We start from the raw sequence: 19,471 nt of genomic DNA, 5'->3' as shown, positions 1-19,471 counted from the left end.
TCATCTGAACGATACCCGCCGAGCGGCGAGCGAGCGCCATGATATGGGATCGCCATCAATACTCAATAGACCCAATGAAACATATCTTGGCCATAAACGGTGAATCGCCTATGAACAACCCTCGCCGCCATGGGAAATTAACAATTAGAACAAAAACATAGCTGTATTTTCTGGCAGACCATAAGGCTGCTGAGCGGTAAATAGGTCGCCATTGCACCTGAATTCAGGATGTCATCATGCCGCTGCCTGCTTGCCGAACGCTTCGCTGACCCGCCTCTGGCTGTTCGATGGCCAGCAATACCGCCAGCTGAGCCTGGGGCTCTCTGACGGCATTCCGACTCCGGGGCTGCACAAGCCGCGCTCAAGCCGTTGCCAGCCAGCCCCCAGTCACGATTAGCGCCCATCTGGCTCAACGAAAGCGAAACAGTTCGCGATGCAGATGCCCGTCCGGCAACAACCGGGTCAGGGCATCTGCCATCCCCTCCGGCCCGCAAAACCATACCTGCTCAGGTGCATCCTGCGCGATGCGGGCCAGATCCAGCCGCCCGGCCGCCTTGTCCAGATGCAGCTGATAGCGCACACCGGTGCGATGACAGAGCTCGGCCAACCGCTGGTGGTAAACGGCCCCCGCCAGATCCGGCGCGCACTGGATCAGGGTGATCCCCTCGCCGCGCTCGCCACGGGCAGCCAGCCCCTCCAGCCAGGCCACAAACGGCGTGATACCGATCCCGGCCCCCAGCCAGAGGGCTCGCCCTCCCCGTTGCGGGGCGACAAAAGCGCCATAGGGCCCGGTCACCACCACCTCATCCCCGGTGCGCGCCTCTGCCACCAGCTGACGGGTATGATCCCCGAGCGCCCGCACCGCGATCACCAGCTGGCGCCGATCCGCTGACACCCGCACCAGGGTAAAGGGATGCGGCCCCTCCTTGGCGTCAAATTCGAAGAAGGCAAACTGACCCGGGCGGTAATGGGCGAGCGGTCGATCCAGCTGCATGGTCAGCTCGCAGGTCTGATCCGCCAGCGGCCGTACCGCAACGACCCGGCCGGGATGGCGCTTCCGCGCCCCCACTTGTCCCAGCAGGGAGTAGAGGGCCCCGATAGCGCCTAGCCCACCGATCAACCAGATCGAGATCCCCACTGGTGTCATGGCCCCCACCTGAGGCAGCAGGCAGAGCCCGTGTCCCCACCCCGCCAGATAGATAAGCGGTGCCAGCCGGTGGATCAGTCGAAAACGGCCATAACTCACCAGCGCCAGCAAGCTCACAACCACCAGCGCGATCAGCAGATAGAAACTCCACTCCCCTAGGCTATTGCCAAGGGCATGGAGCGAGACGCCATTACCTGCGCCTGCTCCCGCCCCAGCTGCGGCAGCGCTGACCCCACGTCGGGCGGGGCGGCTCAGCCAACCCGCCGAGACCGCCCACTTGGGCGCCTCCACCAGCAGCCAGTGAGCGGTCAGTGCCAATGCGCCGCCGATGGCCGTCTGGCGGTGCAATCGCAACATCCGGTCCAGACCACCACACCACACCTCCAGCTGCGGCAGGCGCAACGCCAGCAACAGCGAAATCGCCATATAGGCCAGCCCCAGCAGGCCCGTCAGCAGCAACATCACATGACGCCAGGGCCACACCCCGTTGGCGTCCCCTGCATAACCGAGCCACCAGACTCCGACCGCCAGCAGCGGCAACAGCCACCACACCCGTTTACTCGTCATAACATGCTCCCTGGTTCCATCGCTGCAGGGTCTCATCTACCCGCTCATGGCGCCATTACACACCCGCCCGGTCACAAGACTTTGCCAAAGGGGGAAGCTTGTGTGGCAATGTGTGACAAACGGCAACAGCAGAGGGGCCGAACGGCCCCTCGTGATCACGCAGGCTAGCACGCCTCTCTTCATCGGGGATGGCGCACAATCCACCTCCGCTGTGATTGACGACCTGCCAGAAAAAGGAATCAAATGGGGACATTACATATCTGCGGTGGAAAACCTGCAGCCCACTCTTCCGGACAAGGAGCCCCCTTGATTTCATCCACCGAAAAACGCGTCAGCCCCAGCTGTCAGCGCGAGACCAACCATGTCGTGGTGCTGGTCGACAAATCCTTTGGCCAGCAGCTGACACCGGCGCAAAAGCGCAAAGCCTTTATCAAAGACTTCATTACCGGCTGGGCCGCCGGCCCCTTTCTGGCCAACATGGATCGCTTTGAACGCCACGCCATCTGTGAAAATTGTGGAAATAAGGTCATCGATGAATCGTGAATAATGAACAAAAAGAATGGCAGGAAGGTCACCCCTCCTGCCAATTGCCTATTCAGAACAAGCCTGCCTCCATCACATCATTTACGGCACGCGGCTCAGCGTCTCTCTGACGTCTCCAGCAAAGTAGCGCCGGGTAATCCACGCGTCGAAGTCTGCCAGCATACGGGTTTCCGACTCGCGGTTGTCGGCGATAAGCTCGGCGCCGTGTACCACCCGAATATGGGCGTCGAGCGTGCTTCCCTCACCCGCCGCGGGGCGCTGCTGCGCGGCAGCCATGCAGGCCTGCGCCTGTTGCCAGGCTTCGGCGGCGCTTAGGTTGCATGCCTCGGCCAGCGGCACCGCGCTAAACCCCTCGCCAGTCAGGCTGCGCAGGGTCTCATCGTGAGTCATGCCGTTGCCCGGCCCCCAGTAGTGGGCGGCCAGATCCGGCCCGATACGCGGGTTGTCGGTGAGGTAGCCATCCCGTTTCAGGAAAAAGGCGCGGGTCTGCTCCACCGCCATCAGCGCCAGCAGGTAGCCGTGATAGGCACAGGCCGACTCCTGATTAAGGAGGTGCGGAATGGCCAGCAGCGGGCGTGGGCTCTCTACCCCGACAATCTGACGCTCCCACTGGCGGGCCAGCGCCAGCACAGCTTCGGGAGTACGCTCGCTCTCTGCCATGGCGTAGAGATCCCGCTCGAAATAGGCCACCAGCGCAATCTGGCGCTCGTTGAAGGCCCGAAACGGCTGGCGTGCGGCGATCATCTCCTTGATGAGGGCATCGGGAACTGCCTCTCCCGCCGCATTTCTGGCGTAACGTTTGAGCCAGTCGGCATCGTCCAGCAGGCTGTCGCAGAACATCGACTGAGTCTCGGCATAGGCCATGGAGGTAGGCGGAAACTCCTGTGAGAAGCAGGGGGCGTTGCCGGTGACATTGGCAAAGTGCGCCGCGTGGCCCCCCTCGTGGAACAGGGTATTGAGGCCGTTCCAGCCGCTGCCCACCTGCGCCGGATCGGCCAGGCTGGTGAAATTGACCACCGCCGGTATCCACTCACCCTGCTGGAAGAAGCTCGGCACCGGGCCGTGGCAGAAGCCGTTCTCGTATTTCCCCTCCCGGGTCAGCAAGTCCAGCGTCAGAGTCGCGCCGCGATACTGGATGCCGAGACGGCGGAAGCTCTCGACCCAATCCTTCAGCGCCCGCGAGAAGGGCACATAAGGGTCGAGCTGACGGGTCACATCGCCACTGATGGCGTAGCGCAGGTTGTGGGGCAGCAGCGCCGCCTCACCCTTGGCGGCCTTCAGCTCGGCCAGACTCTGCTGCAGCCGGGCGTCGGTGCGGGCAATAAAGTCGTCGAGGATGGTGAACAGCTGCTCCGGGCTCATCTGCTCGTTCTTGCGCACCTTGTAGTCGAAGTAGTCGCGATAGCCCATGGCGCGGGCAAAGCGGTTGCGGATCGCCACCACCTCGAGAAAACCGTTGCCGACCACCCACTGCTCCAGGGTGTGGAACATGGCGAGCGCGCTCTGGCGCACCGCCTCGTTCGGGCTGGCGGCGAGCGAGGTACTGGCGGCAGGCAAGCTGCCTGCGACCTGCTGGCCTTGCTCATCCAGCAGAGTCAGTTTCAGCCCCTTGCGGCGGGCGAACAGATCAGCCTCGGCTGCCACCAGCTCATCCATCAGGGCGGCGGCGGCCGGATCCTCGATGACATTGCATTCGAAGAAGGCGATCCAGCCTTGCAGACCGCGCTTGAGATCATCCTCTGCGGCCTGCGCCAGCATCTCCCGCAACGCGGGCAGACGGGCCGGATTGGCACAAAAGGCCTTGTAGGCCTGCTCGGCCGCGGTGAAGCCGGCCTGATCGTCGCTGGTGCCCATATAGGTGGACCAGAACAGATCCTCCTTGCGCCTGTGTACCTGCAGGTAGTCGGCGTTGAGCTGGTTGAAGTAATTCCTGGCAATGGAACTCATAAATTCCCTCTTGTGATGGGATCACCCGCAGCGGGGCCCACTCCTTTTTTTGATGAAATGCCAAACCATTGACACTCTTTGGCAAAAGTTGCGCAGGGATGCGCATCAACACGCTACCAAAAAATGGGGCGTACTGTCTGCTGGCTATGCTGTTGTTAAAACACGCATTTGAGATAGGTCAGAAAGGGAGTGCAAGTAAATGGATTATTAACTTCAATAAACTTGTTGTAGCGGTAGAGAGCCACCATAAACGGGATAATGAGGATTTAATCATGTTCCAGCTCGGTGATATCACCGTGAGCCGCGGATCAACGCAGTATCAGCCAACCGGATGGCCGTAACTAGCTGTGCCAGTCGGGCAAAAATGCCCAGTGTGGTGGCGTGCAATGGGAACGTCTGAGCGTGGAAGGACCATCAGGCATCCTGCAATCCGGCCCGCTGGATGGACAGATCGCCTCGGTTGGCAGCCCGCGCTGGTGCAAACTGAGCACCCAGACACGCGACCGCTGAGCAGAGCCAGCGCGGTACCATCAATCCCTCCCTGGATCCTCTTTTTGCATCCCTCGCCGGCTCAAATCTGGAAGTCGATCCCCGGCTCGCTGCCCATGGCGCGGGCCTGAATATCCGCCAGCGCCAGCTCAGGGTTGCAGAGCTGGATAAACTGCCAGGCAAAGTTGTGCTGGAACTGCCCCTGCTTGAGGCCAATCCAGGCGGTGTGGGGGGCAAACAGATGGCTGCCATCGAGCTGCACCAGCCCCTGATCGCGCTGGGTGTCGAACGCCATGTCGGCCAGTATGCCGACCCCCATCTCCAGCTCGACATAGGTCTTGATGACATCGGAGTCCTGCGCCGTCAGCAGGATCTGCGGCTCGATGCCAGCCGCAGCAAAGGCTTCATCCACCCGCACCCGCCCGGTCAACCCGGCTTGATAGGTGACGATAGGCCAGTTGGCCAGCGCCGCCAGCGTCAGATCCCGCTCGCCTGCCAACGGATGTTGCTCGGGCACCACGATATTGTGGTGCCAGCGGTAGTAGGGGAATGCCACCACCCCTTCGCTTTTGTCTAGCTGCTCGCTGCTGATGCCGATATCCACCTCGCCGGTCTGCACCAGCCGCACTATCTCCTCCGGGCTGCCCTGACGCAGCTCCAGCTGCACCAGCGGAAACTGCTCGCGAAACGCCTTCACCACCCGCGGCAGGGCATAGCGGGCCTGGGTATGGGTGGTCGCCACCAGCAAGCGGCCCGAGTCGCGGTTGGCAAAGGTGCTGGCCAGTTTGCGGATGTTGTTGGCGTCATTGAGAATGCGCTCGGCAATCACCAGCAGCTCCTTGCCTGGCTCGGTCATACCGAGCAGCCGCTTACCGTAGCGGATAAAGAGCTCGATACCGAGCTCCTCTTCCAGCTCGCGGATATGGCGACTCACCCCGGATTGCGAGGTAAAAAGGGCGTTGGCCACCTCGGTCAGGTTGTAATCCCGCCGCGCTGCCTCCCGGATAATACGTAACTGCTGGAAATTCACCTTGTCGCCTCCTGCGAAGAGTGGGCGACACAATCTGCTCGCCCCTCTCATTTTTGTTATTTGGCCGGATCATGCCCGGCTGACAGCCTGAACCGGGCGGCCACACCGCCCGCAACACAGCATCAAATCTGATAGTCGGGATAGAACTGCGCCTGTCTGGCCACCAGCTTCACCCCCTGACCCGGGGCAAACAGCTTGGCCGCCTCCTTGCTCAGCTCCGCCTCATAGTGAGCCCCTTTGGTCTCACCGTCACCACGCAGCTCCACCCGAATGCGTGGCCCCATGGGCAGCAGACGGGTAATGGTGGCGCGGATCCCGCCCGGCGCATCGGCTGGCAAGATCTCCAGTTCATGGGGGCGGACATAGGCGATGGCGGCACTGCCGTGAGCCAGATGGGAAGCCGACGGCCCGCCGAGCAGCTGCTCGCCGACACCGAATCCCTGCTCCGCCACCCGACCGCGGAACTGGTTCACACTGCCGAGGAAGCTGTGGACGAAGGAGCTGGCGGGCTGGTCGTAGACCTCGGCCGGGGTGCCGATCTGCTCGACCCGTCCGGCATTCATCAGCACCACCCGATCCGCTACCTCCAGCGCCTCTTCCTGATCGTGAGTCACGAACAGACTGGTGACGTGCAGCTCGTCGTGCAGCTCGCGCAGCCAGCGACGCAGCTCCTTGCGCACCTGCGCATCGAGGGCACCGAAGGGCTCATCCAAGAGCAGTACCTTGGGCTGCACCGCCAGCGCGCGAGCCAGCGCGACCCGCTGACGCTGACCGCCGGAGAGCTGGGTCGGATAGCGCTCGGCCACATGGCTGAGCTGCACCAGATCCAGCAGCTCCTTGACCCGGGCGCGAATGGCCGCCTCGGCCGGGCGCTCGCTGCGCGGTTTGACTCTAAGGCCAAACGCCACGTTCTCAAACACCGTCATATGGCGAAACAGGGCATAGTGCTGGAACACGAAGCCGACGTTGCGCTCGCGCACATGGAGATCCGAGGCATCCTCGCCACGGATGATGACGTGGCCAGAGTCGGCCTGCTCCAGCCCGGCGATGATCCGCAGCAGAGTGGTCTTGCCACAGCCGGAGGGGCCGAGCAGCGCCACCAGCTCACCGTCGTGAAAGTCGAGGTTGATGTCTGCCAGCGCCGCGTACTGATTGAAATGCTTGTTGAGTTGTTGAACCTGAATGCTCATGGCTGCCTCTTTAAAACGGTGATCAGTGAGATTTGGTGGGCTGGGCACGCAGCCGGGCCAACAGGGTTTCACCCAGCAGGGTAAAGATCCCGAACAGAGCCAAGAGGCTTGCCACCGCAAAGGCGGCGCCGGTCTGGTACTCGTTGTAGAGGATCTCGATATGCAGCGGCAGGGTATTGGTCTGGCCGCGAATATGGCCGGAGACCACCGACACCGCGCCAAACTCCCCGACCGCGCGGGCGGTACAGAGCAGCAGGCCGTACATCAGGCTCCAGCGAATGCCGGGCAGGGTGACGCGCCAGAACATCTGCAGACCGCTAGCCCCCAGCATGATGGCGGCTTCTTCCTCTTCCGGGCCGCGCGCCTCCATCTGGGGCAGCAGTTCGCGCACCACGAAGGGCACGGTAATGAAGGTGGTGGCCAGGATGATCCCCGGGGTGGCGAAGATGATCTTGATGTCGTGCTCGCTCAGCCAGTCACCAAACCAGCCGCGGCTGCCGAACATCAACACCAGCATCAGACCGGCGATCACCGGCGACACCGAGAAGGGCAGATCGATGATGGTGATGAGCAGCTGCCGACCGTGGAAGCGGAAACGGGCGATAGCCCAGGCCGCCGCGATCCCGAACAGCAGATTGAGTGGAACGGCGCAGAGGGTCACCAACGCGGTCAGACCGAGGGCGCTCAGGGCATCCGGCTCGCTGATAGCGTGCCAGAAGAAGGCTAGCCCGGGGCTCAGCGCCTGAATAAAGACGGTGGCCAACGGCAGCAGCAACAGGGCGGCAAACCAGCCCAAACCGACCGTGATGAGCAGCCACTTGACCCACTGGGGTTCACGGATCACGACCGGTGCCTTGCGAGCAGGGGTCGCCTCCACAGAGGCCGCCTCAATGGCGATAGCAGATGAACTCATATCCGGCTCCCTCCGATGCGAGACCAGCTCCAGGCCTGCAACTTGTTGATTAGCAGTAACAAAATGAACGAAATCAGCAGCATCACCACGGCGATGGCAGAGGCGCCGGCATAGTCGTACTCCTCCAGGTGGCTCATGATCATCAGCGGCGCGATTTCCGAGACCATCGGCAGGTTGCCGGCGATAAAGATGACGGAGCCGTACTCCCCCACCCCGCGGGCAAACGCCAGCGCAAAACCGGTCAGCAGTGCAGGCACCAGGGTGGGCCAGAGCACTCGCAGAAAGGTCTGCCAGCGATCGGCGCCGAGGCTGGCGGCCGCCTCCTCTTGCTCGGTTTCAGCCTCCCGCAGCACCGGCTGCAGGGTACGCACCACAAACGGCAATCCGATAAAGGTGAGTGCGATGACCACCCCAATGGGGTTATAGGCGAGCTGGATGCCGAGCGGCGCCAGCAACTGGCCGATCCAGCCGTTGGGGGCGAAGATGGCGCACAGGGCGATGCCGGATACAGCGGTCGGCATGGCAAATGGCAGGTCGATCAGCGCATCCACCAGACGACGACCGGGGAAGGTGTAACGCACCAGGATCCAGGCCAGGATCAGGCCAAACAGGCTGTTGAGCAGCGCCGCGACAAAGGCCGCACCGAAGCTCAGGCGAAAGGAGGCGAGCACCCGGGGTGAACCGATCACCTGCCAGAACTCGGCGGCGGTCAGGTTGTTGATCGCAAACAGCACCAGGGCCGAGAGCGGCAACAGCACCAGCAGGCCCAGATAGAGCAGGCTGAACCCCAAGGTGGGGCCAAAACCGGGCAGGACAGAATAAGAACCAAATCGCATAACACATCCATCTGTTATGAAGAATTTTCGATATGGTGATTCTGCTCACTCCCCTCATCGGCAACAAACACCATTTGCGACTTTGCTAATTACTTTTTTATCTAACAACGGTGGGACAAGGCTTTTAGAGCGATCCAAATAAAAAAAGGTCTTTTATATAAATAAAAGACCTAAGAAATGGAGCAATACGGAGCGGAGCATTCAAAGAACGGGGGCATGGAGTAGCCAGCGAACAGCGCGCCCGCCAACCCTCCAACCACTTCACAGATACCTAGCGAAAGCCCAGTACGACCGGCCGGGGCGATGAGGCCTTGACCGGAGCCACCACCAGCTCACCACGGCGATAGAGAGCCCCCAGCAAATGCAGCCCCTGATGCCAGTCCCCATGACCTGACTGGGCATTGATATGGCCCGCCTCACCGGCATCGAACAGCGGTACCTGCCACTGGCGACTCCAGTATTCGGCTCGCTCGAAGCTCATCCAGGGATCGTTGCGGCTGGCCACCAGCTGGGCCGATACCTGCAGCGGCCCGGCCAAGGCCTCATCCGCAATGCCAAAATGGGCGGGATCGGCGGGCGCCACCAGAAAGATCGAGGCCACCTTCTCCGGCTGCAAGCGGGCCGCCGCGATGGCGGTCAGGGCGCCGAAAGAGTGGGCCACCAGATGGACCCGGCTGCGGCGACTCTTCAGCTTGCTCGCCAGCTTGGCACTCCAGACCCTGAGGTCCGGCTTGTCCCACGGTAGCCCGGTCATCCGCTGCCATTGGGGAAAATGATCGTGCCAGCGGCTCTGCCAGTGATCCGGCCCACTGTTGTGCAGACCGGGAACCAGGAGGATCTTGTTCATCTTGGTGCTCCTATCGGCTGGCACAGGGGCCAGTTCAGTGATGGATAACGAAACTATCAACGACCCGGCTGATAGATCTGGTCAAACAGACCGCCCTGGGCGAAGTGTTTCTTCTGGGCTTTCTCCCAATCCCCTTCCAGATCCTTGACGGTAAAGAAGGCAAGCTGCGGGAACTGGGCTGCCGTCTCCTTCAGGATCGCCGGGTTGCTGGGGCGATAGTGATGTTTGGCGACGATATGCTGCCCCTCGTCAGAGTAGAGATAATCGAGATAGGCCTTGGCCACCGCTTCGGTACCGTGCTTCTTGGCCACCTTGTCCACCACCGCGACCGGCGGCTCCGCCAGAATGGAGACCGAAGGCACCACCAGCTCGAACTTGTCGCTGGCCCCCGCCTGACCAAGCACCAGCAGGGCTTCGTTCTCCCACGCCAGCAGCACGTCACCGAGACCGCGCTCGGTAAAGCTGGTGGTGGCACCGCGGGCGCCTGAGTCCAGCACCTTCACGTTCTTGAAGAGATCGCCGACAAACTGCTTGGCCCCCTCTTCACTGCCGCTCTTCTTCAGGGCATAGCCCCAGGCGGCCAGATAGTTCCAGCGTGCCCCGCCGGAGGTCTTGGGGTTGGGAGTCACGATGGCGACATCCTTGCGCACCAGATCATCCCAATCCTTGATCTGCTTGGGATTGCCCTTGCGCACCAGGAAGACAATGGTGGAGGTATAGGGCGAGGCGTTGTTGCCGAGGCGGCTCTGCCAGTCGGCAGCGGTCAGCCCCTCCTTGGCGATGGCGTTGACATCGTAGGCCAGCGCCAGCGATACCACGTCGGCCTCCAGTCCATCCACCACAGCGCGGGCCTGCTTGCCGGAGCCACCGTGAGACTGGCTCACCACCACGTCGTCGCCGGTTTTGGCCTTCCACTCCTTGGCAAAGGCGGCGTTGTACTCCTGAAACAGCTCGCGGGTCGGATCGTAAGAGACGTTGAGCAGACGGATCTCGGCGGCATTGGCCTGACCAAATGCCAGCAGAGAGAGCAGGGTCAGGGCGGTCATTCGCAGTTTCATGGTGATACTCCATATCTTGTTGGGTTGAGAACAGCATGCCGTGGAGTTGTTATGCCCAGAAGAAAGAAATAACTCTTTGCTTATCTCTTTTGCTCATATCAACTCAGCCACCCGCACCGGGAGCCGGACGCAAACTCTGTGAGCCATGCCCCTCTGGCCCCTTGCTCGCTGTGCCATCATGGGAACAAGGCAGGCAGATGACGAAAAGGAAGTCGTTATGTGGATCAATGCAGAACCGGTCAACGGTGCCCTGGTCTCGCTGGCCATCGGCCTCATCATTGGACTGGAGCGGGGTTGGCAGGTGCGCCAGCTGGGGGATAACCAGCGCATCGCCGGGATGCGTACCTACGGCCTTATCGGCCTGCTCGGCGGGGTGTGCGGTTTGCTGCTGCCCACCCTGGGACCCTGGCTGCCGCTGCTCGGCCTGCTGGCGGTGGTGACCGGCTGCGGCCTCTCGGTCTGGCTGGCCCAACGCTGGCAAGGGGAGTTCGGCCTCACCAGCTCGGTAGCCATGCTGCTCACCTATTTGCTGGGGCTGATGTCGGTACTGCTGAGCCCGAGCGAGGCGGTCGCCTGCGCCGTGTTGGCCGCCCTGTTGATGGGCTTGAAGGGGCAGATCCAGCAGGGGATGCTGTTTCTGAGCGAAACCGAGTTTCACGCCACCCTGCGCTTTCTGCTTATCTCGCTGGTGCTGCTGCCGGTGCTGCCCAACGAGGAGATGGGGCCCCTCGATGCCTTCAACCCCTTCAAGATCTGGTTGATGGTGGTGGTGATTGCCGGCATCTCGTTTTGTGGCCACTTCGCGGTGCGGCTGCTCGGCACCCGCGCCGGGCTGGTGCTCACCAGCATACTGGCGGGACTGGCCTCCTCCACCGCCCTCACATTGCAGTTTGCACGCCTCAACAAGGAGCAGGGCGGACTGGAGCGACTGCTGGCCACCGGCATCCTGCTGGCGGGAGCCACCATGTGGTTGCGGCTGCTGGTGCTGGTGCTGCTCATTCACAGCGAACTGGCGATGCGTCTCGTCGCCCCCCTGTTGCTGCTGGCCGCCACCGTCTACGGCTTCGCCTTCTGGTTCTGGCGTCAGCGCGAGGAGCTGACCGACGGCCCGGTAAAACCGGAAACCAGCAACCCGCTCGATCTGGCCACCGCCATCAAGTTCGGCTTATTGCTGGCACTGATCGGCTTTATGGCGACTCTGCTGCAGAGCAAGGTGGGCAACTCCGGGGTCTATCTACTAGCGCTGGTGTCGGGCATCACCGACGTGGACGCCATCACGCTGTCGCTCTCCCAGCTCTCTCACAAGGAGCTGGCGCTGGAGGTGGCCGCTCGCGGCATCCTGCTGGCCGGACTGGTCAACTCGCTGGTGAAGGGGATGCTGGCGCTGGTGATAGGCGGCCGTAGTCTGGGACTGCGGGTATTGTTGCCCTACTTCGTCTCGGCTCTGCTGATCCTGCCCCTTATCTGGCCAGCAGGTTGACCGGGATCACCTGCCATAAGTGACAGACTGACGCCCCTCCCGCTTGTCACGTATACTGCCTGCTCTTGCAGCATGAGGAGGTAGCGATGGCGAGCGACTGGGACAAGGTACTGGCAGGCGGGGCGCTGGATAGCCAGAGCGAGGAGATAGCCAACGACCGGATCCGCGGTCAAGCGCTGCTGGCCAAACTCAACGGTTCACCGGCGGGCGATGCCCCTCTGCGCCAGCAGATCTGCCGCGAGCTGTTTGGCCACTACCCCGACTCCTGCTGGATCAGCACGCCGTTTACCTGCGAGTTTGGCCGCAACATCCATATCGGCGAGAAGACCTTCTTCAACTTCAATGTCACCATTCTCGACGTGGGCGAAGTGCACATCGGCAGCCATGTGCTGCTGGCCCCCAACGTGCAGATCTACACCGCCACCCACACCATGAACTATCTGGAGCGGCGCAACTGGACCGCCTACAACAAGCCGGTGCGGATCGGTGACGACTGCTGGATTGGTGGCGGCGCCATCATCTGCCCCGGCGTCACCATAGGGCCGCGCTCCATCATTGGCGCCGGCGCCGTGGTAACGCGCGATATCCCGGCCGACTCGGTGGCGGTGGGCAATCCGGCCAAGGTGATCCGCACCCTCAAGCAGGATGAGGAGCGCTGCTGGGAGTTGGCCCAATGATGGCGCTGGCGCTGCTGCCACTGGGCGCCGCCCTCTGGCTCGGCCTCGACGGCCGGCAGTGGTGGCCGCTGGCCGTGCTGCTCACCATGAGCCTGCTGACGGTGGCCGCCTACGCCTGGGACAAGCGGCAGGCAGTGCGCGGGCAGTGGCGCATTCCCGAATCCCGCCTGCATCTGCTGGAGCTGTGCGGTGGTTGGCCGGGAGCGCTGGTGGCGCGCCAGTGGCTGCGCCACAAGACCCAGAAGCGCAGCTATCGGCTGGTCTTCTGGTTTATCGTGCTGCTGCACCTGACCCTGTGGGCGCTCTGGGTCGGACGACCACTGTGGCAGCAATAGCCAACTGCATCACAAAGGCAAAACGGGCCCCATTGCGGCCAATTGGCGGCTATGAGAAAACAGAGCAAACCTCATCAGCGTTTTCGCCGTTTATAGACGACAAGGAGTCGTGACATGACCATGTGGACAGGCATAGTCCTGATCGTATTTATCAGCGTATTGTTCGGATATCTCGGCAAGCGGGCCCGCTATCAGATGGGGGATGCCCGCATCACCGACCGCCTCGGCAGGCAGGATATAGTCATCAGGGAGCTGCAGGAGCGGGTCGCCAATCTGGAGGCGATCGTCATCGAAGAGGAGAAGCGGCGACCGTTTCGGGAGCTGTGATGTTCCACCGCCAGATTTCAGATACAGAGAGGGCTGCATGATGCAGCCCTCTCAGACTATTGAAAAACCCCCTAATTTCAGAAAAACAGGGTTTTCTCATCAAGTAAAATCAATGCGTTACGATGACGATTTTGGCTTTGTCAGCAATCTGAGAGGGCTGCATGATGCAGCCCTCTCTCGTTTGAACAGATTCAGATGACGAGCGGCTGCCAGGCCAAGCTGGTGGCGCGGGTGTGTGGCATTGGGCCTCTTGTACGGGTCACGAACAACGAACAACGAAAAACGGGGCGGCAATATAGCGGATTTTTCCTCCCCCTTTGCCCTCCCTGGCCCGTGGTGTTCGGTGTGAGAGTCGTTTACTCTTGAAGCACGATTTTTTAACGAGCAGCCAGCGTCCGATGAGCGACCCCCACAAGAGCAAACCCGAGCACATCTCTGCCGACCAACTGGATCACCCCAAGAGCAAGCCGGAGATCCTCAAGGCCGACATCGTCGCCGAGAGCCGACTGTTCAAGGTGGAATCGCTACACCTCAAATTCTCCAACGGCGAAGAACGGGTCTACGAGCGGATGCGCGGTGGCAACCGGGGCGCCGTCATGGTGGTGCCGCTGTTCGATGCCCACACCATGCTGCTGGTGCGCGAATACGCGGCGGGCACCCACTCCTACGAGCTGGGCTTTCCCAAGGGGCTGATCGACCCGGGCGAGAATGCCTTCGAGGCGGGCAACCGGGAGCTGATGGAGGAAGCGGGCTTTGGCGCCAACAGCCTGACCCTGCTCAAGCAGGTGTCGCTGGCGCCCGGTTACTTCTCCAGCCGGATGGATATTTTGCTGGCCCGGGATCTCTTCCCCGAGCAGCGGATCGGCGACGAGCCAGAGCCCCTCGAGGTGATCCCCTGGCCCCTCAACCGGCTCGACGAATTGCTGGCGCGTTCCGACTTCACCGAGTCGCGCAGCATCAGTGCTCTGCTGCTGGCTCAGAAGTGGCTGGCGGAGCAGGAAAACTAGCCCGAACGTGGGCAAAGGCAATAAAAACAGAGGATAACAAGATGCAGGAGTTGTTGGCCTGGGTGCCAGGGGTCAAGGAGATCGCCCGCGAAGCGGGACGTATCCTTCACGAAATCTATCACGGCGGTCAGTTCGAGCGTCAGCTGAAGGAGGATGCGACCCCGGTCACCAGTGCCGATCTTGCTGCCGATGCCTACCTCAAACAGGCGCTCTCGGCGCTCACCCCCCATGTGCCGGTGCTGACCGAAGAGGCGGCCGACATCCCCTTCAGCCAACGATCCAACTGGCGGCAGTACTGGCTGGTGGATCCCCTCGACGGCACTGGCGAATTCATCGCGGGCAGCGGCGACTTCGCCACCCTGATCGCGCTGGTGCGGGACAATGTACCGGTGCTCGGGGTCATCTATGCCCCCGAATCTGACGTGCTCTACTGGGCGGTGCGCGGCTACGGCGCCTTCAAGGAGGTGAATGGCGAGGTGCTGCCCATCAGTGCCATACACCATGAGCACAACCAGCCCGACTCGCTGGTGGTGGCCATCAGCCGCCGCCAGAAGCTGGATAACCTCACCCGCCGTCTCAACCCGGCCATCAACTACGAGCTGATCCCGCTCGGTTCCAGCTCCCTCAAATCCTGTCTGGTGGCGGAAGGGGCGGCCGATTGCTACGTGCGGCTCGGCCCCACCGGCGAGTGGGACACCGCCGCCGCCCAGTGCATCGTCGAGGCGGCCGGTGGCCGTATCCTCAGCCTGGCGTTGCAGCCGCTCAGTTACAACGAAACCGAGTCGCTGGAGAACCCAGACTTTATCGTGATGGGGGATCCGGATCTCGCCTGGGGTAGCATTCTGACCCGCTAGGCGAAACGACAAGAGGCGACCCGTGGGTCGCCTCTTGTGCATTGCAAATCGCTTACTCTTGATCGAAATCTTCGATCTCTTTGCCCAGCGCTTCCATGATGGCACGCGCTTCGGCAGGGACACTGTCCGGATGATCCTTGCGCAAATCTTCGTCGCAAGGGAGCGGCTGGCCGGTGAAAGCGTGCAGGAAGGCTTCACAGAGCAGTTCGCTGTTGGTCGCATGACGCAGGTTGTTCACCTGACGGCGGGTGCGCTCATCGGTCAACACTTTCAACACCTTGAGCGGGATCGAGACGGTAATCTTCTTGACCTGTTCGCTCTTCTTACCGTGTTCCGCGTAGGGGCTGACGTAGTCGCCGTTCCACTCTGTTCCCATGACTCACCTGTTCTCGTTTGGCCGTGAGCGCGGATTTTAACCCTTAAGGAAATTAATGGCAATCCAACAGCAAAGCCATTTAGACGTCTGGAAGTGTTGACGGCTTTTTTAAGCTGGCGTAGTGTGGTTCATCATGATGCCAGCATTGGCACGATTGCGTGTGGCAAAAGCAGCAGCGGCCACCGTCCAGAGAGATCAAGGAGAGAAACATGACCCACAAGGCCACCCTGGCGGTTCGCACCGGGATTGAGACAGACCAGCAGCACGGTGCCGTGGTGCCCCCCATCTACCTCTCCAGCAACTACACCTTTGCCGACTTTGGCGAGCCCCGTCCATACGATTATGCCCGCTCCGGCAATCCGACCCGCACCAATCTTGCGGACGCGCTGGCGGCGCTGGAAGGGGGCGCGGGCGCCGTGGTCACCGGCACCGGCATGGGCGCCGTCCATCTGGTCACCACCGCCCTGCTCAAGGCGGGAGATCTGCTGATCGCCCCCCACGACTGCTACGGCGGCACCTGGAGGCTGTTCGAGTATCTGGCGGCCAAGGGCCACTACCGGGTGCAATTTGTCGATCAGGGCGATGAGGCAGCTCTGGCCGCCGCATTGGCGCAAAAACCTGCGCTGGTGTGGGTCGAGACCCCCTCTAACCCGTTGCTACGAGTGGTGGATATCAACGCCATCGCCAGCGCCGCCCACGAGGTGGGTGCACAGGTGGTGGTGGACAACACCTTCCTATCTCCCCTGCTGCAACAACCGCTGGCACTCGGTGCCGATGTGGTGGTGCACTCAACCACCAAGTACATCAACGGTCACTCCGACGTGGTGGGCGGAGTGGCGATTGCCAAGGAGGCCGAGCTGGCCGAGTCGCTGGTGTGGTGGGCCAACTGTCTGGGGCTCACCTCCGGGGCGTTCGACTCCTACCTCACCCTGCGCGGCCTGCGCACTCTGGCCCCCAGATTGCGCACCCATCAGGAGAACACCGATCGCATCCTCGCTTTCCTGCAACAGCAGCCGCTGGTGAAACGCATCTATCACCCCAGCCTGCCTAACCATCCGGGCCACGATATTGCGCGCCGTCAACAGTCCGGCTTCGGCGCCATGCTAAGTTTTGAACTCGATTGCAACGAGGCGGGCATTCGCGCCTTCCTCGCGGCCCTCACCCTCTTCTCGGTGGCCGAGTCTCTCGGCGGAGTGGAGAGTCTGGTGGCCCATCCGGCCAGCATGACCCACAGGGCCATGACCCCGGCTGCGCAGCAGGCAGCAGGCATCAGCGCCCAACTGCTGCGGTTGTCGGTCGGTATTGAACACGGTGAAGACCTGGTGGCCGATCTGGCTCAGGCTTTTGCACAGGCGCAGCAGGCAGAACAGGTAGCAAAGTAATGGAACAGCAGCAACAAGGAGAGATCGCGGTGGCAACAGAAGCAGGCTTGAAGCGACGTCACGTCCACAAATTTGGTGGCAGCAGTCTGGCGGATCCGGTCTGTTATCGCCGGGTCGCCAGTATCGTTGAACAACAGGTGGGCGGGGATGAACTGATCGTGGTCTCCGCCGCCGGCAAGACCACCAACCGGCTGATCCAGCTGGTGGAGCTGGCCGAAGCGGGGGACGAAGCTGCTGGCGAAGCCATCTCGGCCCTGCAGGCCTATCAGCAGAGCCTGATCGACGGCCTGCTGGAAGGGGAACTGCAGCTCGACCTGAGCAAACAGCTGGCCGACGACATGCAGCTGATCGCCAAAACGCTGGAGGGGCAGTTTGATCGCTTCGCCCGCAACGGCCTGCTCGCTTTTGGCGAAGTGTGGTCGGCGCGCCTGCTGGCAGCCCTGCTCACCAGCCGTGGCGACAAGGCTATCTGGCTCGATGCCCGCAGCTTCCTGCGCGCCGAGGATGGTGCTCTGGTCAAGGTAGATACTGCCCTCTCCAGCGAGCTGCTCAAGGCGCGGCTGGCGGAGCATGCCGGTCGCATCGTGGTGACCGGCTTTATCGCCGCCGACATGGAGGGGCGCTCCCTGCTGCTCGGTCGCAACGGTTCCGACTACAGCGCCAGCCTGTTGGCACTGCTGGCAGACGGCGAATCCACCACCATCTGGAGCGACGTGGCCGGGGTCTACAGCGCCGACCCGCGTCGGGTGAAAGAAGCGCGTCTGCTGGAGCGCCTGAGCCTCGCGGAAGCGAACGAGCTGGCCCGTCTTGGCTCTTCGGTATTGCACTCGCGTACCCTGCAACCGGTGGCCGACAGCCGCCAGCGCCTCACTTTGCGCTGCAGCTACAACCCGGACGAGGGCTGTACCCACATCCTGCGCCGCGCCCCCCGCTCCGGCGGCGCCCGCATCGTCTCCTCGGTGGATCAGATCGCGCTCATCGAGCTGAAGGTGCTGCCGCAAACCAACTATGAACAGACGGTGGCCACCATCGAGGCCCATCTGGCCCGTCACCGTCTCAACCCGCTCACCCTGCAGCGCCAGCCGGATCGCCGGATCCTGCGCCTCGCCTACACCCTCGAAGTGGCACAAGGAGCCTTCGAGCTGCTGCGGGACTTCCAGCTGCAAGGGAGCTTCACCGGCCTGATCCAGAAAGAGGGGTACAGTCTGGTGGCGCTGGTCGGCGCCGGTGTCACCGACAACGCGGAGCAGTGCCACCGCTTCTATCAGCTGCTGGCAGATCAACCGCTGGAGTTCGTCCAGGTGGCCCGAGATGGCCTGAGTCTGGTGGCCGTCGTGCGTCAGGTGGTACTGGAACCGCTGCTGATCGCCCTGCACAGCGCCCTGTTCAGCCGCCCGACCCGGGTCGGACTGGTGGTGTTCGGCAAGGGCAATATCGGTGGCCACTGGCTGAGCCTCTACGCCCGGGAAAAGGCCCGCCTCGAACATGAACTCCATCTGGCGCTCACCCTCTACGGGGTGTTCAGCTCGGAAGGGGGCCTGCTGGATGAAGAGGGGCTCAACCCCCTCAAGGTACAGGACAACTTCAACCCCAAACCGCTGATCTGGCCGGAGTTGCTCTCCCAGCTTGAGCAGCACGGCTTTGATGCGCTGATTGCGCTGGACATGACTGCCAGCGAGACGGTGAGCCGCTACTACCCGGACTTTGCCCAGCTCGGCATTCACATCATCGCCGCCAACAAGTTTGCCGGTGCGGCTGACAGCGAGTTCTACCAGCGCATCAAGCAGACCTGTCGCGACCATCAGGTGCAGTGGCGCTATAACGCCACCGTGGGCGCCGGTCTGCCGATCCAGTCCAGCATCCAGATGCTGCGCCAGAGTGGCGACCGCATTCAGGGGGTCTCCGGCATCTTCTCCGGCACCCTCTCCTGGCTGTTCCAGCAATATGACGGCACCCGCCCCTTCTCCGAGCTGGTGGACGAGGCGTGGCAGCACGGCCTGACCGAACCGGATCCCCGCGAGGATCTCTCCGGTCAGGATGTGCGTCGCAAGCTGCTCATTCTGGCGCGGGAGGCGGGCTTCGAGCTCGACTCCGCCGATATCGAGCTGGAGAATCTGGTGCCCGTCCCGCTGCGCAAGGTGACCGCAGATCAGTTCATGGATCGCCTGAAAGAGCTGGATGGCCCGATCCAGACCGCCTTCGAAGGAGCCAAGCGCCTCGGCAAGGTGCTGCGCTACATCGCCCGTTTTGAACATGACGGCAAGGCGCGAGTCGGGCTGGAGGCGCTGGAGCCCCACCACCCGTTCGCCAACCTCTTGCCGTGCGACAACATCTTCGCCATCGAGAGCGACAGCTACCGCACCAACCCGCTGGTGATCCAGGGGCCGGGAGCGGGTCGGGAAGTGACGGCAGCAGCTATCCAGTACGATCTGTGGCAGATCTGCGCCAGCCTCTAAGACAGATAAT

Annotated in this window: 20 protein-coding genes and 1 pseudogene; 12 read left to right on the top strand and 9 right to left on the bottom strand. The window is 62.2% G+C overall.

Features of this window, described 5'->3' with window-relative positions; translation table 11 throughout:
• Positions 1–250: 250 nt before the first annotated feature.
• Positions 251–397: a hypothetical protein gene (locus NMD14_03630; GenBank protein ID XEI33534.1), complete on the top strand. Its 147-nt coding sequence runs from the start codon at positions 251–253 to the stop codon at positions 395–397.
• 12 nt (positions 398–409) lie between these two features.
• Here NMD14_03630 and NMD14_03625 read toward each other — a convergent pair whose 3' ends face one another.
• Positions 410–1,714 (bottom strand): ferric reductase-like transmembrane domain-containing protein, encoded by a 1,305-nt coding sequence (locus tag NMD14_03625; GenBank protein ID XEI33533.1) that lies wholly within the window; start codon positions 1,712–1,714, stop codon positions 410–412.
• Positions 1,715–2,020: 306 nt separating this feature from the next.
• Here NMD14_03625 and NMD14_03620 point away from each other — a divergent pair, with 306 nt between their 5' ends.
• Positions 2,021–2,257, top strand: coding sequence for a hypothetical protein (locus NMD14_03620; protein XEI33532.1), 237 nt, complete (start codon positions 2,021–2,023; stop codon positions 2,255–2,257).
• Between the two features lie 81 nt (positions 2,258–2,338).
• Here the strand turns inward: NMD14_03620 and NMD14_03615 are convergent, their stop codons facing one another.
• Entirely contained in the window at positions 2,339–4,204 is a 1,866-nt protein-coding gene (locus NMD14_03615) for a M3 family metallopeptidase (GenBank protein ID XEI33531.1), read from the bottom strand.
• 98 nt (positions 4,205–4,302) lie between these two features.
• Between NMD14_03615 and NMD14_03610 the strand changes: the two genes are divergently transcribed.
• Together NMD14_03610 and NMD14_03605 are read left to right on the top strand one after the other, a co-directional pair.
• Complete coding sequence (locus NMD14_03610; GenBank protein XEI33530.1) at positions 4,303–4,545, top strand: hypothetical protein; 243 nt, start codon at positions 4,303–4,305, stop codon at positions 4,543–4,545.
• Positions 4,523–4,711: pseudogene (locus tag NMD14_03605) on the top strand (N-acetylglucosamine-binding protein GbpA). Before NMD14_03610 ends, NMD14_03605 begins: the two are co-directional and overlap by 23 nt.
• Before the next feature lie 64 nt (positions 4,712–4,775).
• On the opposite strand, the gene cbl reads toward NMD14_03605, so the two are convergent.
• The 6 genes from cbl to NMD14_03575 all read right to left on the bottom strand — a co-directional run bounded on the left by cbl (position 4,776) and on the right by NMD14_03575 (position 10,567).
• Positions 4,776–5,723: an HTH-type transcriptional regulator Cbl gene (gene cbl, locus NMD14_03600; GenBank protein ID XEI33529.1), complete on the bottom strand. Its 948-nt coding sequence runs from the start codon at positions 5,721–5,723 to the stop codon at positions 4,776–4,778.
• A gap of 122 nt (positions 5,724–5,845) precedes the next feature.
• On the bottom strand, positions 5,846–6,913 hold the full coding sequence (locus NMD14_03595; GenBank protein XEI33528.1) for a sulfate ABC transporter ATP-binding protein: 1,068 nt from the start codon (positions 6,911–6,913) through the stop codon (positions 5,846–5,848).
• 22 nt (positions 6,914–6,935) lie between these two features.
• On the bottom strand, positions 6,936–7,826 hold the full coding sequence (gene cysW, locus NMD14_03590; protein XEI33527.1) for a sulfate ABC transporter permease subunit CysW: 891 nt from the start codon (positions 7,824–7,826) through the stop codon (positions 6,936–6,938).
• Positions 7,823–8,662, bottom strand: a complete 840-nt coding sequence (cysT, locus tag NMD14_03585) for a sulfate ABC transporter permease subunit CysT (GenBank protein XEI33526.1) — start codon at positions 8,660–8,662, stop codon at positions 7,823–7,825. The genes cysW and cysT overlap by 4 nt, the downstream gene beginning before the upstream one ends.
• A 271-nt stretch (positions 8,663–8,933) precedes the next feature.
• On the bottom strand, positions 8,934–9,509 hold the full coding sequence (locus NMD14_03580; protein ID XEI33525.1) for an alpha/beta hydrolase: 576 nt from the start codon (positions 9,507–9,509) through the stop codon (positions 8,934–8,936).
• A gap of 56 nt (positions 9,510–9,565) precedes the next feature.
• Positions 9,566–10,567, bottom strand: coding sequence for a sulfate ABC transporter substrate-binding protein (locus NMD14_03575; GenBank protein ID XEI33524.1), 1,002 nt, complete (start codon positions 10,565–10,567; stop codon positions 9,566–9,568).
• Between the two features lie 217 nt (positions 10,568–10,784).
• Here NMD14_03575 and NMD14_03570 point away from each other — a divergent pair, with 217 nt between their 5' ends.
• The 6 genes from NMD14_03570 to cysQ all read left to right on the top strand — a co-directional run bounded on the left by NMD14_03570 (position 10,785) and on the right by cysQ (position 15,247).
• Positions 10,785–12,047, top strand: coding sequence for a DUF4010 domain-containing protein (locus NMD14_03570; protein XEI33523.1), 1,263 nt, complete (start codon positions 10,785–10,787; stop codon positions 12,045–12,047).
• 86 nt (positions 12,048–12,133) lie between these two features.
• Positions 12,134–12,724: a sugar O-acetyltransferase gene (locus NMD14_03565; protein XEI33522.1), complete on the top strand. Its 591-nt coding sequence runs from the start codon at positions 12,134–12,136 to the stop codon at positions 12,722–12,724.
• Positions 12,721–13,059, top strand: a complete 339-nt coding sequence (locus NMD14_03560) for a DUF1294 domain-containing protein (GenBank protein XEI33521.1) — start codon at positions 12,721–12,723, stop codon at positions 13,057–13,059. Before NMD14_03565 ends, NMD14_03560 begins: the two co-directional genes overlap by 4 nt.
• A 114-nt stretch (positions 13,060–13,173) precedes the next feature.
• On the top strand, positions 13,174–13,386 hold the full coding sequence (locus NMD14_03555; protein ID XEI33520.1) for a hypothetical protein: 213 nt from the start codon (positions 13,174–13,176) through the stop codon (positions 13,384–13,386).
• A 398-nt stretch (positions 13,387–13,784) separates the two neighbouring features.
• Positions 13,785–14,393 (top strand): ADP compounds hydrolase NudE, encoded by a 609-nt coding sequence (gene nudE, locus NMD14_03550; GenBank protein XEI33519.1) that lies wholly within the window; start codon positions 13,785–13,787, stop codon positions 14,391–14,393.
• Positions 14,394–14,434: 41 nt separating this feature from the next.
• Entirely contained in the window at positions 14,435–15,247 is an 813-nt protein-coding gene (gene cysQ, locus NMD14_03545) for a 3'(2'),5'-bisphosphate nucleotidase CysQ (protein ID XEI33518.1), read from the top strand.
• A gap of 52 nt (positions 15,248–15,299) precedes the next feature.
• Here cysQ and metJ read toward each other — a convergent pair whose 3' ends face one another.
• Positions 15,300–15,623 (bottom strand): met regulon transcriptional regulator MetJ, encoded by a 324-nt coding sequence (gene metJ / locus NMD14_03540; GenBank protein XEI33517.1) that lies wholly within the window; start codon positions 15,621–15,623, stop codon positions 15,300–15,302.
• A 209-nt stretch (positions 15,624–15,832) separates the two neighbouring features.
• Between metJ and metB the strand changes: the two genes are divergently transcribed.
• Positions 15,833–17,005, top strand: a complete 1,173-nt coding sequence (gene metB / locus NMD14_03535) for a cystathionine gamma-synthase (GenBank protein XEI33516.1) — start codon at positions 15,833–15,835, stop codon at positions 17,003–17,005.
• On the top strand, positions 17,005–19,461 hold the full coding sequence (locus tag NMD14_03530; GenBank protein ID XEI33515.1) for a bifunctional aspartate kinase/homoserine dehydrogenase II: 2,457 nt from the start codon (positions 17,005–17,007) through the stop codon (positions 19,459–19,461). Before metB ends, NMD14_03530 begins: the two co-directional genes overlap by 1 nt.
• Positions 19,462–19,471: the final 10 nt, after the last annotated feature.

It is taken from the genome of Aeromonas veronii, from assembly GCA_041319085.1.
GTDB lineage: Bacteria > Pseudomonadota > Gammaproteobacteria > Enterobacterales > Aeromonadaceae > Aeromonas > Aeromonas veronii_F.
Note: the sequence above shows the minus strand (reverse complement) of the source record. Positions and strands in the feature narration are given on the sequence as shown.